Raw genomic sequence first — 14,157 nt, forward strand, 5'->3', positions numbered from 1 at the left:
GAGGTCCCTTCTCGGATCTCAGGTCTGGCGGCCGTGCATCAGCACGGGGTTGACGAAGACGGTGCCGGTGGCGCTGGTGACCCTGGCCTGGACCTCGACCTTCACCAACGTGCCGTACACGGAGGCGAAGTCGTCGCTGATCAGGTCCGACCTGTCGAAGTCGGAACCGGCGGCGACGGCGGAGCCCCACGGCGCACCGTTGACGAGCACCTGGACCGAGCCGGTGGCGCCCGAGGAGGCGCGGGTCTGCATCAGGAGGCGCATCTTGGGCTGCCACACGACGTTGTACGACATCGCGATGGTGGTGAACGCGGTCGCCGTCGTCTGCGGCCAGCGCGCGGTGCTGGAGTCCTGCGGCGGCAGCATGGCCAGCCAGGGCCGGGCGAGGCCGCCGTTGGGTACGTCGTCGGAGATGATCTCGCGCTCGGCGGAGTCGTAGATCCGCATGGCCTGCTGCGAGGTCCCCGAGCCGTCGCCGTTGTGCACGGCCAGGGCCAGCTTGCCGGTCTGGCGGCGGATCGCGAGACCGTACTCGTCGCCGCTCCAGCGGCCGACGGCGAAGACGGCGGGCCCGCCCGCGGGCGGCCTCACGGAGAGAGAGCCGCCGTCGGTGATGGTGATGCCGCCGCCGGAGATGGTGTTGAGGGCGGGCCGGGTGTTGACCGCGGTGGACAGCTGCTGGATGCGGCGTTCCATCTGGGCCAGGCGGTCGATGATGTCTTCGGGCAGTTGGGGCATCAGGCCTCCTCCACATAGAGCTCGGCCGTGTCGGGGCGGCCGCGCTGGGCGGGTTCGACCTTGACGCCGATGATCCGGTAGCGGGCGTCGAGGCCTTCGGTGAACCACTCGTCGGTGATCCGGACCCGGGCTGTGCGGCCGAGCAGGGCGGGCGGCACCAGGTCGTCGAGGCGCACGCTGATCTCGGGGATCACCACCGCCCCGGTGGCGGCGGCCAGTTCGGTGCGGGCCAGCGCGGTCAGGGTCGCCGCGTCGGAGATCTCGTTGTGGTCCGACGTCAGGTCGATGCGGGGGTGCCCGGCCCGCTCGATCAGATCGGTGGCGACGGCGACCGTGGAGGCCAGCGGCCGGGACTCGCTCGCCTGGTCGCTGTTGGTGGAGGCGCCGCGGGCCCGCGCCGTGGTGCCGCCGCGGGTGGCGTCGCGGGGGAAGGCGTACGACAGGACGGTGCCCGGCCGGTCGAGGACCAGATCGGTGCTGCCGGTGATGATGCGCGGGCTGCCGAGCCGCAGTCTGCGCACCCGGGCGCCGGTGGCCGGATCGGCGTAGACGGTGATGTGGTGCTCGAAGCCGCCCTCCAGTGCGGCGAGCGCGTCCAGGGCGTCGAGGTAGCCGGTCTCGTCGCCGTCGCGGTACGTCACCGAGCGGCGGGTACCGGAGGTCTCGGTGCCGTAGCTGACGCCGATGTCGCCGCCGGGCAGCCCGGTCTGCAGATCCCGCCACAGGGCCCGGGCGATGTCCAACTGGTCGCCGCTGAGAGCGAGTTGATAACCGGCGTCGTAGGCGGGCGTCTTCGCGCGGATCAGCCGTCGGCCCGCGTACGAGTCGAAGGTCGCCGCCTGGATGCCGAGGGTGAGCACGCCCTTGTCGTCGCTCTGCAGGGTGCTGGTCCACACGATGCCGCCCCACCACAGGTCGCCGCCGCGCTGGAGGTAGACCGAGGTGCGGCCCTCCTCGATGCGGCGCACCCGGGCGGCGATCTCGGCGTTCGGCACCGGGATGGTGCCGGACAGGGAGCCGGCCTTGCCGATGTAGTCGTCGACGGTGACGTCGCGCAGCGGCAGGATGTCGATGGTGCGGTCGGTGCGCAGATCGCAGAAGATCGCGCGGTACGGGGTGTTGAGGGTGGTGGCCATGGGGCCGTCAGCTCCTTCGCCGGGCGGGGGTCACAGCACGAAGCAGGCGGAGACCCGCACGCTGTTGCCGACCTGGATGACCCCGCTGGTCGACCAGGACAGCAGCGTGAGCGAACCGTCGCTGTCGACGCGGACGCAGCCGTTCGCGTAGCCGTCGGACGCGATCGCGTAGATGTCGAAGGCCGGGCGCCAGCCGACGGGCAGCGAGCCGATGGTCTCGTCGCCGACGTTTCCTGGGTTGGTGGTGCCGGCCGCCGTGGCGGTGAGGTTGTTCGTCGTCCGGGTCAGGGTCAGCGTGAACGAGCAGACCCCGCCGACGCGCCGGGCGCGATACCCGGCGAGCGTCCAGTTGCCGGTGGCGCTCGCCCCGGCGGTGGTGGTCTCGGCGGCCGGCTGCGGCGGCTGATAGTCCGCCCAGGCGCTGCCGTTCCAGCGCTGGAGGGTGCTGCCCGCGTCGCGGTACTGGCCCGGGTAGGCGCCGTTCGTGGTGTCGCTGGTGACCGGCAGGATGCCGCCGAGGGCGACCGTGGCGTTGCGCAGCCCGACCAGGACGGTGTCCCAGGCGAGGCCGCCGCTGCCCGCGCTCGTCCCCTTGGCCACGCTCACCTGGTACAGCGGCATGGCGAGGGCGGGGGTGGCCGGGATCGCCGGGGTGGCGGCGGGGGTGCCCGGGATGATCTCGACGGCGGCCTCGGCGCGTCCGGAGGCGTCGTAGGTGTCGTCGAGGATCCGCAGCACGACGAGGTCGACGCGGTCGTACTGGGCGTCGCCGTCGGCGAAGGTCAGGGGCAGATAGTCGTCCAGGGCGACCGGATAGGCGCCCTGGGTCTCGGTGCCCTGGATGACGGCGCGGCCGGGGCTGACGCTGGCGGTCATGGCGCCGGGCGTGCCCGTGACGGTGAAGCCGGAGATCCGCCACTTCCCGTCGGTGGAGCCCGGCAGCACGCCGGAGCGGGTGGCCAGGGGCGAGGTCGGGGTGAGGGTACCGAGCGGTGCGAGTCGGGTGTCCTCGCGGCTCTGGCCGTCGGGGGAGAGCCAGCCGGAACGCAGGGGCATGCTCAACTCCTTTCTGATGTCTTTCAGTTGGCCGGGTCGATGCGCAGGAACATGGTGTCGAACCCGCAGGTGACGCCCGCGACGTTGGACCGGTACATCGGTGTCATGGTGTAGGTCACGCCCGGCGTGAGCCCGTACATCCGCCACAGGGTGGAGACCGAGGAGCTGACCGGCCCGCCGGACATGGCGGCGTGGTCGTCGTCCGCGGCGAAAGTCACGGTCGCGCCTTGGGTGATCTGCGCGGTCATGAAGGCCGCGGACGTCGTGGACTTGTCGGTCCATATGCGGGCGCCGAAGTGGAGCAGGACCGCGCCTGTGGACGGCGCGGTGAAGTTGAGCTTCAGCGTGCTGGTGCCGGTGAGTGTGCTCGTGTACGCCGTCGATGTGGTGGTGCCCCCGGTCAGGGAGCCCGTGTACAACGACGGGGTGATGGCGCTCTGCCAGGCCGTGCCGTTCCACCGCTGGAGCACCCCGTTCGGCGCGTCCCGGTACTGACCGGTGTAACTGCCGGTGGCGAGCGCCCCGTTGGGGGCGATGCCGCCGAGCTGCTTGGGGTAGTCGACCCAGGCGCCGCCGTTCCAGCGCTGGAGCGTGGCGTCGGTGTCGCGGTAGTGGCCCGGGTAGCCGCCGGGCACGGTGTCGTCGGCGCGGGTCGGCAGGATGCCGCCGAGGGCGACGGTGGTGGGCCGCAGATCGGTGACGACGGTGCTCCAGGCGAGACCGCCGGAGCCCGTGCCGGCGCCCGCCGGCACGTTCACGCTGAACAGGGTGAGCGAGGTGTCGGGGGCCGCGGGCGCCGCCGGCGACGCGGCGGGTGTGCCCGGGACGATCTCGACGGCGGCCTCGGCGCGCCCGGAGGCGTCGAACGTGTCGTCGTGGATCCGCAGCACGACGAGGTCGATCCGGCCGTACTGGGCGTCGCCGTCGGTGAAGGCGAGGGGGACCGGCTCGGTGACGGCCACCGGGTAGGCGCCGCGGTCGAGGCCCGACTGGACGACGGCCCGGCCGACACCGAGCTGGGCGCTCATGGTGCCCGCGGTGCCGGACAGCTGGAGCCCGGTCGCCCGGTACCGCCCGCCCGCGGAACCCGGCAGCACGCCGGAGCGCGCCTCGCTCTCGGTGACGGGGGTGAGCGCGCCGACCTGGTTGGTACGGGTGTCCTCGCGGCTCTGGCCGCTCGGGGACAGCCATGCGGTGCGTACGGTCATGGGTCCTCCTGTCAGGATGCGGATTCGTAGGTGCCGTAGACGGAGAGCACGTCGCCCGCGGCCCAGGTGAAGGGCAGCCCCTTGTCCCAGATGCCGGCGTTGCCCGCGTAGCCGTCGCGCAGGGAGCGCGCGGTACCGCCGCCCGCCGTCGCCACCAGGGCGGTGCCCTGGTGGAACAGCTGAGTCGAGGAGTCGGAGTCGAACGCCACGGCGGTCAGCGTCCGGCCGTCCAGCTTCCAGGCCGTGGAGAGCGGCGGGACGGGCAGCGAGAACGTCCAGTTCCCGTTGGTGGACTGGGCGGCGAGGTTGGTCGTCGAACCGATCTTGAGATAGATCCGGACGTGCACGACCGTGCCCAGCTTCGTGTACGAGCCGGTCAGCGTCCCGTTGCCGATGGACGGCGCGGCGCCGTTCTCGGCGCCCCACGTCGGCTTGTAGTCGACCCAGCTGGGGACCTGCTGGTAGGTGACCCACCGGGTGCCGTTCCAGCGTTGCAGCCCCTGCGACGAGTCCCGGTACTGGCCCGTGTAGCTGGCCGCGCCGATCGTGCCCGCCGGGGCGATCCCGCCGAGCGCGCTCGGGAAGGGCACCCACGCCGAGCCGTCCCAGCGCTCCAGGGCGCCGCCGGAGTCGCGGTACTGGCCCGGGTAGGCGCCGCCCGCGCTCTCGCCGTACGCGGGCAGGATGCCGCCGAGCGCGACGGTCGGGGTGCGCAGATCGGTGACGTCGGCGCTCCAGTTGACGCCGCCGGTCCCGGTGGCGGTCCCGGCGCGGACCGCGACCTGCCAGATCGGCAGGCAGACCGACGGGGCCGCGGGCGGGACCGGGTTCGGCGCCGGGGTGCCCCGGACGACCTCCAGGGCGGCCTTGGTCTCCTGCGAGTTGTCGTACTGGGAGTCGTAGATCCGCAGCACGACCAGGTCGATACGGGGATTGGCCGCGTCGCCGTCGGCGAAGGCGAGCGGCGCCGGTTCGGGCAGGGTGACCGGGTAGGCGCCCCGGGTGGCACCGCCCGCGATCACGGCCCGCCCCTCGTGGACGGTGGCCGTCATCCTGCCCGCGGTGCCCTCCAGCCAGAAGCCGGACAGCCGGTACAGGCCGTCGTAGGACCCGGGCAGGATGCCGGAGCGTACCTCCAGCGGGTTGAGGGGCGTGGTGGCGCCGGTCTGGGTGAGTCGGGTGTCCTCGCGGGTCTGGCCGGCGGCGGCCACCCATGCGCTGCGCAGGTTCATCTACGGGTCTCCTTCGTCGGGGGGTTCACCAGTCGGCCGAGCGCCAGCGGACCGTGAGCCGGGCGCCGGTGTCGTACGTGTCGGGCCGGAAGGCCAGCTGGGCGCGGCCCGGTTCGAAGGCGAACAGCTCCTCGGGGCTGCTGTCGGCCGCCGCGGTGTGGCGGCGGGAAGCGGTGCCGTTGAGGGTGACGGTCCCGGCCGCGGTGTCCACGACCAGTTCGTCGCCGGTCGCGAGCCGGATCTCATAGCGCAGCCGGCGACCCGAACCGCGTTCCGTGACCGTGGGGTTGGTGCACGGACCGGTCACGGTGAGCTGGGGGTGGGTGGGTGCGGAGCCGAGGTTGTCGGCGCCGACGTCGCCCGTGACGGCGGTCTCTCCCCAGTACAGCGGCCAGACCAGCGGCCAGGTCAGGCCGCTCTCCGGCTGCGGGGCGCCGGTGACGGCCGTCTGCTCGTCCACGGCGTAGCGGCGCGGATCGGTGGCGTACCACTGCACGGACGCCTTGGAGACGCCCTGCGTCGTGTACGTCCGGTCGGCGGCGAGGACGCGCTGGCCGACCCGCGCCCGCACGGCCAGCGTCTCGCCGTGCAGCCGCACCGCGAGCCAGCGCTCCTGGTCGCCGAGGAGCAGGGCCTGGCGCAGCGCGCGGATCGCGCCGAGCATGGAGTCGCTGTCGTCGGCCGCGGGCAGCGTCCACACCGTGGCGCCGACCTTGCGGGGCTTGGCGTAGCGGGCGCCGGGCCAGGCGCCGTGGGACGTGGGGTGATCGGCGTCGGTGGTGTCGTACTCCGGCAGGTCCTCCCAGCCGGTCAGCCCGTCGCTGCCGATCTCGTACGGGGTGCCGGGGCCGAGCAGCAGTCCGGCCCACTGCATCTGCCCGTCGCGGGTGATGAGTGAGCCGGGGGGAACGTCGTCGGTGTATGCGGTGGTGCTCAGGTCGGCCATCGGGCCGTCACCTCGCTTTCGCCAGTCGAGCTCTTAGGTACGGGTGTGGGCCGCGGCCAGGAAGAGCAGGTCCTGCGCGGTGCCGTGGGCGCCGGCGGCGCGGGACTCGTGGAACGCCTCGATGCGGTGCGGCTGTTGAGCGGTGGCCCGGGCACGGCCGCGCAGGGCGAGCGCCCGCTGCCGCTCCAGGGCGGTGAGGGCGAGGACCCGGCCGGTGCGGTGCGCGCCGGGCACGGCGATGCCGCCCTGGGCCAGCATCGGGATCTTGCTCAGGTGCACGCCGAACTTCTTGCCGAAGAAGTTGAAGCTGAGCTTGTTCAGCCCGTCGATCACCCAGTTCGCGAAGGCGACCAGGCCCTGGAACGGGCCCTTGATCACCCCGGCCACGGTCTGCGCGCCGGTGGTCACGAACTTCCCCATCGCGCCCAGGGCGTGCGAGGTCGCGTCCTTGATCCGGCCGAAGCCCTTGGGGATGTCCTTGGAGATCCAGTTCAGCAGGGGTCGTACGGCGTCCTTGAACCCGCGCCAGACCGACGCCGCCCCGGCGCGCAGGGCGCGGGTGTCGCCGCTGGTGAGGGCCTGCATGACGGTGAAGCCGCCGCGGACCAGGGTGGTGAGCGCGGTCAGGACGCCGGTGGCGATGGTCAGCCAGGCGGTGACGTACGTACTGACGCCCTGCGCGATCGCTTTCAGGATCGGGGTGAGGACGGCGAGGTAGCCCTCGACGTATTTCAGGACCAGCTTGGCCAGTTGCTCCATCAGCCGCTGACCGGTCTCGGAGTTCATCGCGATGTCCAGCAGCCAGCTCGCCACCGGCAGCAGCAGTCCGGTGACGAAGCCGATGGGGTTGGCGCGGGTCAGGATGTTGATGAGGAGCATGACGCCGGCGCCGATGGTCATGGCGGTGCCGAAGGTGTCGAGGAGGGTGCCGAAGACGCCGGAGGCGTCGATCAGGGCCGCGACGATCGCGAAGACGCTGCCCAGTCCGGTGCCGAGCTTGCGCAGGGTCCCGCCGGCGCTTCTGCCGCGGGCGGCTGCGGATTTGAGGGTGGTGGCGGTGCGGGTGGCGGTGCGGGCGGTTCTGGTTACGGAGCGGGCGGCGGTGTCGGCGCCCGTCCTGACCCGCTGTACCGCCGTGGCACCCTGGCCGATCGGCGAACGCATCCGGCCGAGACCGGTCGCGGCGCTCTTGACGCGCTGGGTGAAGGACCGCAGCCCGGACTGCGCCTGTCCGCCCCTGGTCCGCAAGGACCGCAGGGTGGGCATCGCCCCCTTGAACGGATCGACCAGGGTCGTGCTGCTCATCCTCGCGCCTTGGCCAGGAACATCAGCGCGTCGGCGGTGCGCTGCGGGCTGCTCGTCTGCGCGGCGTAGTAGTGCTCGATGTGCAGCGCGCCGCCGTCGCCGCCGGCGACGCCCGCATACGCCCGGCCGCGCGTGGCCGCCGCCCTCAGCAGCCGGTCCAGCTTGCTCAGCGGCAGCACGGCCTCGGCCTCACCGGCCTCGGCGAGGAGCGCCGGGACACCGCCGGAGCGGGGCATGACGACACCGCCGGTGGCCAGCGCGGGGATCCTCGGCAGATGGACGCCGAAGCTCTTGCCGCCGACCATCGGGACCCAGCCGGGGATGGAGACGTGGATGCGGTTGAGGGCGCCGATCGCGGAGTTGATGATGCCGATGACGCCGTTGATCGGGCCGCGGACCGCGCTCTTGATGCCGTCGAAGGCGCGGCTCGCGATGCCCTTGAGGCCGCCCCAGATGCTGGACAGCTTGTTCTTGACGGCCTGGAAGGCACTGGGGATAGCGGACTTGACCCAGTTGACGACCGGCGAGATGACGGCCTTGATGCCCTTCCAGGCGCCGGAGACGGCGGTGCGGATCGCCTTGAGGACGCTGGTGATGACCGTCTTCCAGATGGTGACGTAGGTCTTGATGATCTTCGCGACGGCCTTGACCACGTTGCTGACGGCCGACTTGATGCCGTTCCAGACCGACTTGATGAGCTTGCCGGCGTTCTTCATGATCGGCCCAATGGCCTTCATGACGCTGCTGATCACGGACTTGATGACGGTGAAGGCCTGCTTGAGGATCTTCTGCATCGTCTTGGAGCGGGTCGCCATGTCGACGACCTTCTCGATCAGCGGCTGCAGCAACTGCATGAGCATGCCGAAGAAGTTGCCCTTCATCGACTTGTTCATCTTGTCCTGGCCCTTGGCCGCCTTCTTCGCCCCGGACTCGTACTTCCCGAGGTTCTTCCCGGCGGTGGTACCGGTCCTGCCGGCCTTGGCGAGCGACTTCTCGGCCTTGTCGGACGCCGACTTGAGGTCCTTGAGCTCCTTGCCGGAACCGTCGGCGGCGGTCTTGAGCGCCTTGAGCTGACCGGCGCCCTGCTGGCCGGCGCTGCCGATGTTCTTGGCCGCGGTGGCGGCGCCGGACGCCTTGGACTTGAAGGCGTCGAGCGAACTGGACGCCTGCTTGAGGGAACTGACGAGGCTCATCGCCCACCACCGCCGATGGCGTCGGCGGCGCCGGTGGACGCCGAAGCCAGCTCCCGGAACATGGTCTTCAGGTTGTCGCCGTTACGGTGCAGGTCCTTGGCCGCGTCCGAGATGCCTTTCAGGGTCCGGGCCTTGGGGAGTTTCGACTTGAGCCTGCCGAAGGTCTCGAGCTCGCTGTTGACCTTCTCGAGGTCTCGCCCCAGGTCGTGCACGCCGTCTCCCGCGTTCGGCAGCCTTGAGGCACCGCGGCTGCGTCCGCTACGACGGGCCTGGCGCTGACCGGCCTGCACGGCCTGCTGCCTCTCCCCGGCGGTCTGTTCCGGCCGCAGCCCGAACCGGCCGGTGTCGTCCCGGCCAAGGTACTGACGTTCTCCTCGGAGACGACTGGTGGCGGCCAGCGTGAAGTTCTTGAACGTATTCAGGGCGCCTTTGATTCTGGCGATCATGTCAGTGACCATGGTCCGGACCTTGCCGAACACCGCTACGGCGCCGCTGACGGCAATAAGGCCCATCACAACCTTCGCCAAGATGCCCTCGCCCTTGGCGATCTCCGTGAATCCCTTGATGACGCCCAGCAGAGACTTGATGGGTTCCTGTTCTTTTATTACGTCCCAGCCGGATTTTTTCTCGTCCTCCTTTTCTTTCTTTCCGGCCTTCTCGATCGCTGTTTTCAGTTCAGCTATTTTGGAATCGAAGTGGGGCTTGATGACTGCTTGTGCGGCGTTTTTGTCCAGCTGCTCCTGCACTTCTTTCAGCTGGCCGTAGACGTCGTCGGTGGTGTGCTGTCCCATGCGGCTGCTCCTGATTGTCGATTCCGGGTCTTGCTAGCTCTGTGAATTCCCGGTAACCTCATCGATCTCAGTGTATAAATTTGGGGGGAATAAATGGGTCTCCTGCTCTGGTGCATCGGCACTGGCTTCATGGTCCTTGCCGTGCTGCTCTTCTTCTTTTCTATTCTGATGTTTTTCTACTGGCGGCAGGACAAGGAGCAGAAGTCGTTCATAAAATTCCTGGCGTCATTCTCTGGGGGAGTGGCGGCAATTTGCCTCATGCTCCTTTTCTATGGATGGAGACCGTAGAAAGCCCGCCGGGTTGAACCCGGCGGGCTTCCAGTAGGGGTGGGAGTCGACGCGTCAGCCCCGCGGCCCCGAGCGCCGCGCCTCCGTCAGCGCGTCCCGCCACCCCGCCGCATACGCACGGGACTCGCGGACGAGCAGTTCCTCGTACAGCCGGTCGAGCAGTGCCTCGCTGTCGGGTGCGGGGGAGTGCAGGAGGTGGGCGAGGTGGGTGTAGGTGTCGATCGGCTGGTGCGGGGAGTTGCTCGTGCCAGTCGCCATGTCTTCCTGCTTTCCGGTCTGTACGTCGGGCTGGTGGTGCGGGTGGCGCTCCCTGGGGCGTTCGAAGCGTCTGTTCGAACTAGTGTACGAGAACGGGAGGGGCCCGGTCCGGGATTGCCGCGCACTCCGCGCTGGTCAGCCAGCTCTCAACGAGGTCCGATCTGCGGGGATGTGAGGCCGTGGAGTAGGATCCGGCCGTTCTCCCGTCGGTGAATGGAACGTAAACGGCCGCTTTGACAAGGGGGTGTGAGGGTCCGTCACCCGACGGTGGGCGGCGACCGGAATGCCGTCCTGGCGCGGGGGGCGCCATGAGCCAAGGACGAGAGCAAGGCCTTTGGGGTGGATGCAGACGCGAGCAGAGCGCGGCATGGGCAGCCGGTCGACTGGCTCGAACAAGCCACTGATCTGCCACATCTCATCGCTCGTGTCTCGGAGTTGGTCCTGAGCCTGGGGCATGAGCCCGAAGACCTGGTGATCCTGCCGCGCGCCGAGCTCGACCGGCGCGAGCTGTCCGCCTACAGCGCGGGCTGGGCCGATGTGGTCGACGAGCAACTCCCGTCGGTGCGGCGGGCGTACGAGCAGCGGATCACCGCCGCCTATCTCCAGGGGCAGGAAGATGTCCGCTCCGGTCGCAGGCCGCGCCCGGTGCGCAGGGCCGAGGCGGAGCCGGAGCACGGTGGTGACGGCGACGGCGGTGCGGGCGGTGACGTGATCCCGCTGCCGTACATGCAACTCCTGCACCCGCCGGCCGAGTTGACGCGCGTGGAGCGGCGCGGCGAGCAGGAGCGGTCGCTGGCAGACGGACCCGCGTCGTCCGCCGACGACCCGGACGAGGGGCGCACCGCGCACGAGCGCCCCGACGACGGGACCGAAGGCGACGCCCTGCCGTCGGCCCGCGAGATATCCGGCCGGCGCCGGGCCCCGGCCGGGCGCCGCACCGTGGTACGACGCAATGGCCGCCCCAGCGTGCCGCCTCTGGCCCGGCAGCCCGACGTGACGGGCGGCCGGGACAGGTCTCCCCGGGCGGAACAGCGCGCGGCGCCGGACGACGCGGCCCGCGGCCGGCTCTCCGACAAGGCCCGGGCGCTGGCGGACGAACTGGAGGGCCGCGAAGGCCCCGATCGACCCGAGGGCCAGCACGAGGGCCAGCACAGCGAATCGGCCAGGCCGCGCTGACCCCACCGCTCAGCCGAAGAAGTGCGCGAGCTGCGCGGCGGACGGAGCCTGCGGGGACAGGCCGGAGCCGGACTCCGACTCCCCCTCCTGGTCCGGCGATCGACCCTCGGGGACACCGTCCCCGCTCTCATCCCCGTACGAAGGACGCGGCACTGGCGCAGGCGGCTCCGGCTGATCGCCGTCGTCGGAGTTGACGCAGGCGAACATCCAGTTCGAGGCGGCCAGATGGTCCACGACGGCGGCCAGCAGATGGTCGCTCACGGACCACTCGGCGGCCTCGCCGTGCAGCTCCCGGTTGAGCGCGCTGTCCCGCGGCAGGTGCTTGACGAGCACCGCGAGCCGCCGCGTGGACAGCGCCTCGCGGTGCCAGTCGAGCAGGTCGATGCCGTAGTAGCGGAGCAGGTCCGCTTCGAGGGCCTCGGCGTGTTCATCGACGAACCCGACGAGGCTCAGGCTTCCCCCAGGCCGAGCCCGGTCTCCTTGCCGTACGCCTCCAGGATGGCGGCGATGTCCTGCATGGTGATCTCGTGCTGCTCGAAGCGGGCGAACTGCTTCTCGCCCAGGAGCAGGCGCAGCAGTCCGTCCACGTCGTTGTCGTCGAGCTTGCGCAGCGCCTTGGCGGTGGCGCGGGTCAGCTCCGTCGGCAGGGTGTAGCTCTCGTTGTCGAGCTCGAACGACCAGGTGCGGCCGAGTGCTTCCAGGCGCTGCGCGCGAGCGGCGTTGACGTCGAAACGGGTCATGGTGAGGAAGGCTCCTTGGGCTCGGGTGCTCGGGTGCTCGGGGTGAGGGAGGAAGAGAGCGGGTGGGGCGGGCGTGGCGGCCCGCCCCACCCGGACCGTCAGGCCGCCGCGGTCTTGTACGCGGAGTCCTTCATGACGAAGCTGGCCAGCGCCGCACCGTCCTTCGGGGCCATCGCGGTGAACGTGATGCCCAGCTGCGCCGGGGCCTTGCGGGCCAGCTTGATGTCGTCCGACGCCGTGACCTGGCCCCGGCCGATGCAGAAGCGGTACGTGACGGCCTCGGCGCCGCCCGCCTTGACGTCCGTGAACTCCAGGCCGAGAGCGCGCGTTTCGGCGTACGGCCGGTCGGTGATGTCGTACTGGAAGACGTCCGTCGACGAGCCCACTGCCTTGACGTCGCCGCCGCCCATGAAGAACTTCAGGTTGTCCTTGTTGAACTGCATCAGCGAGAACTTCAGGGTCAGATCGCGGTCCGAGTACACGAAGTGCACCGGGCTGACGGCCTGCCACACGTCGACCGGCTCCAGCTTGTCCTTCTTGCTGAAGGTGACGCCGTCGCCGGAGGTGAAGCCGAGGTTGGTCCAGCCCGTCCAGTCGGTGACGGTGTCGTCGGAGAAGGTCGACGGGACGGGGGTGTCGGCGGCGGCGACGTAGAGGCGGCCGACGCCGGCGATGCGGATCTCGGAGCTGTTGGTTCCTGCCATGTCTGGGTCTCCTTGAGTGTTCGTTGATGGGGTGGCGGTGTCGTACCCGGGGATCCGGGTACGACGAAGGCCCCGCCGGGTGGGCGGGGCCTTCGGTCTGTGGGGCGCGGTTCTCGCGCGGCGCGGTCGTCCGTCAGTAGACGTCCACGTAGAGCCTGATGACGGTGACGTAGCGGTTGGCCGCGGAGTAGAGGTAGTCGGGCAGCCAGCGCGGGCCGTCCTGTTCCTCGGACTCCGTGACGAGGTTCGTGCCGTACCGCTTGCCCGCCATGGCCAGTACGGCCTGACGGGCGTCGTTGGCCAGCAGGTGTGCGGCGTGCTTGCTCGGGCCGTACACCTCCAGCTCGATCAGCGGCTGGTCGACGTGGCGCTCACCGACCCAGGCGCCGCCGCGCCGGTTGACGAGGACGGCGGCGGCCGTGCCGTTGAAATCGGCAGGTGCCTGTACGTCGACGAGCGCGGCGGACATGCGCGGGTCGTCCTTCAGGACGTCGACGACCAGGGCCTCGACGTCGGGGAAGGTGCTCGGTGGGGTGGGTGTGGTCATGCCGGGTCACCTCGGGGCAGCGTTGAGGAGCGTACGAACGGCGGGACGCGGCGAGCCCTTGTGCGGCCTGCCGAGGGGCACAGCTCCGCCGCTGCACCAACTGTGACATACGAGCGTGCGCGCACGCAACTAAAACGGTGTGGACCGTGATCCGAGGGGTGGGGGAGCGGCGCGGTTCATGCGGGGCGCGCGGGGTGGGGGGCGGGGGGAGTGGGGGAAGTGGGGTGGGGTGGGAGCAGGGGGGCGTGCTGGTCAGTCGTTGGCCGGCAACGGGGTGGCGGCCGCCTTTGCCGTCGCGCGCTCGCCCTGTCGCCCGGGCAGCTCGCCGGGCGCGTCGCCGGGCAGTTCGGCGGGCAGGAACTGCTCGACCACGCGGACGAACATCTCCCGCCGGTCCGCCGGTACCCCCAGCAGATCGGCGACCTCTTCGAGAGTGGGGCGGCGGCCGAGCTCCGCGCTCGGCGCGGGAGCGGTGGAGTAGGCCTGCGGCTCGGCCAGTTCCTCCGCGGTGAGTCGGCCGGAACGGATGAGCATCTCGCGGACCGGCACGCCCAGGACGCGGGCGAGTCTGCGCGTGGTCTCGAGGTCCGGCATGCTCTGGCGCTGCAGCAGGCGGGTGACGGCGGCGCGGTGGATCCCGGCCTCGTCCGCGATGCGCGACTTTCCGCCACCGCGTGGGCTGTCGATGTCGTAGCCGCCGGCGCGCATCAGATTTTCGACCCAAGCGGCGAAGGCGTCCAGTTCCTGGCTGGTCATCAGGGGGCTCGCTTCCTATGGAGTGGCGGTAAGTCTAGCTTGCTTGCGCGCGCGCTATTACGTGCTCGCGTGCAAGCACTAGG

16 protein-coding genes are annotated in these 14,157 nt (G+C 70.6%); 1 reads left to right on the forward strand and 15 read right to left on the reverse strand.

Annotation, left to right across the window (positions count from 1 at the left end):
• Positions 1-18: 18 nt before the first annotated feature.
• The 10 genes from ACIREE_RS07595 to ACIREE_RS07640 all read right to left on the reverse strand — a co-directional run bounded on the left by ACIREE_RS07595 (position 19) and on the right by ACIREE_RS07640 (position 10,151).
• Complete coding sequence (locus tag ACIREE_RS07595; protein WP_404147707.1) at positions 19-738, reverse strand: hypothetical protein; 720 nt, start codon at positions 736-738, stop codon at positions 19-21.
• Positions 738-1,874 (reverse strand): hypothetical protein, encoded by a 1,137-nt coding sequence (locus ACIREE_RS07600; RefSeq protein ID WP_404147709.1) that lies wholly within the window; start codon positions 1,872-1,874, stop codon positions 738-740. The genes ACIREE_RS07595 and ACIREE_RS07600 overlap by 1 nt, the downstream gene beginning before the upstream one ends.
• Positions 1,875-1,904: 30 nt before the next feature.
• A complete protein-coding gene (locus ACIREE_RS07605; protein ID WP_404147711.1) occupies positions 1,905-2,930 on the reverse strand; it encodes a hypothetical protein in 1,026 nt (341 codons plus the stop codon).
• A 23-nt stretch (positions 2,931-2,953) separates the two neighbouring features.
• Positions 2,954-4,138, reverse strand: a complete 1,185-nt coding sequence (locus tag ACIREE_RS07610) for a hypothetical protein (protein ID WP_404147713.1) — start codon at positions 4,136-4,138, stop codon at positions 2,954-2,956.
• A gap of 11 nt (positions 4,139-4,149) precedes the next feature.
• On the reverse strand, positions 4,150-5,370 hold the full coding sequence (locus ACIREE_RS07615; protein WP_404147716.1) for a hypothetical protein: 1,221 nt from the start codon (positions 5,368-5,370) through the stop codon (positions 4,150-4,152).
• Between the two features lie 25 nt (positions 5,371-5,395).
• On the reverse strand, positions 5,396-6,316 hold the full coding sequence (locus tag ACIREE_RS07620; protein ID WP_404147719.1) for a phage distal tail protein: 921 nt from the start codon (positions 6,314-6,316) through the stop codon (positions 5,396-5,398).
• A gap of 33 nt (positions 6,317-6,349) precedes the next feature.
• Positions 6,350-7,621: a tape-measure protein gene (locus tag ACIREE_RS07625; protein ID WP_404147721.1), complete on the reverse strand. Its 1,272-nt coding sequence runs from the start codon at positions 7,619-7,621 to the stop codon at positions 6,350-6,352.
• Positions 7,618-8,814 carry a phage tail protein gene (locus ACIREE_RS07630; protein WP_404147724.1) on the reverse strand — a complete coding sequence of 399 codons (1,197 nt, stop codon included), beginning with the start codon at positions 8,812-8,814 and terminating at the stop codon, positions 7,618-7,620. The genes ACIREE_RS07625 and ACIREE_RS07630 overlap by 4 nt, the downstream gene beginning before the upstream one ends.
• Positions 8,811-9,605, reverse strand: a complete 795-nt coding sequence (locus ACIREE_RS07635) for a hypothetical protein (protein WP_404147726.1) — start codon at positions 9,603-9,605, stop codon at positions 8,811-8,813. Before ACIREE_RS07635 ends, ACIREE_RS07630 begins: the two co-directional genes overlap by 4 nt.
• Positions 9,606-9,947: 342 nt before the next feature.
• Positions 9,948-10,151: a hypothetical protein gene (locus ACIREE_RS07640; protein ID WP_404147729.1), complete on the reverse strand. Its 204-nt coding sequence runs from the start codon at positions 10,149-10,151 to the stop codon at positions 9,948-9,950.
• Positions 10,152-10,490: 339 nt separating this feature from the next.
• On the opposite strand from ACIREE_RS07640, the gene ACIREE_RS07645 reads away from it, so the two are divergent.
• Entirely contained in the window at positions 10,491-11,327 is an 837-nt protein-coding gene (locus tag ACIREE_RS07645) for a hypothetical protein (RefSeq protein WP_404147732.1), read from the forward strand.
• 9 nt (positions 11,328-11,336) lie between these two features.
• Here ACIREE_RS07645 and ACIREE_RS07650 read toward each other — a convergent pair whose 3' ends face one another.
• From ACIREE_RS07650 to ACIREE_RS07670, 5 genes are all read right to left on the reverse strand, one after another.
• Positions 11,337-11,711, reverse strand: a complete 375-nt coding sequence (locus ACIREE_RS07650) for a hypothetical protein (RefSeq protein WP_404148208.1) — start codon at positions 11,709-11,711, stop codon at positions 11,337-11,339.
• 65 nt (positions 11,712-11,776) lie between these two features.
• Complete coding sequence (locus ACIREE_RS07655; protein WP_404147734.1) at positions 11,777-12,067, reverse strand: hypothetical protein; 291 nt, start codon at positions 12,065-12,067, stop codon at positions 11,777-11,779.
• 98 nt (positions 12,068-12,165) lie between these two features.
• The gene (locus ACIREE_RS07660; RefSeq protein ID WP_404147737.1) at positions 12,166-12,771 is read right to left on the reverse strand and encodes a phage tail protein; all 606 of its coding nucleotides are present in this window, start codon (positions 12,769-12,771) and stop codon (positions 12,166-12,168) included.
• Positions 12,772-12,904: 133 nt separating this feature from the next.
• A complete protein-coding gene (locus ACIREE_RS07665; RefSeq protein WP_404147738.1) occupies positions 12,905-13,318 on the reverse strand; it encodes a hypothetical protein in 414 nt (137 codons plus the stop codon).
• Between the two features lie 252 nt (positions 13,319-13,570).
• Positions 13,571-14,074 carry a helix-turn-helix domain-containing protein gene (locus ACIREE_RS07670; RefSeq protein WP_404147741.1) on the reverse strand — a complete coding sequence of 168 codons (504 nt, stop codon included), beginning with the start codon at positions 14,072-14,074 and terminating at the stop codon, positions 13,571-13,573.
• Positions 14,075-14,157 lie beyond the last annotated feature (83 nt).

Origin of the sequence: Streptomyces sp. NPDC102467, assembly GCF_044765445.1 — a bacterium.
Lineage (GTDB): Bacteria > Actinomycetota > Actinomycetes > Streptomycetales > Streptomycetaceae > Streptomyces.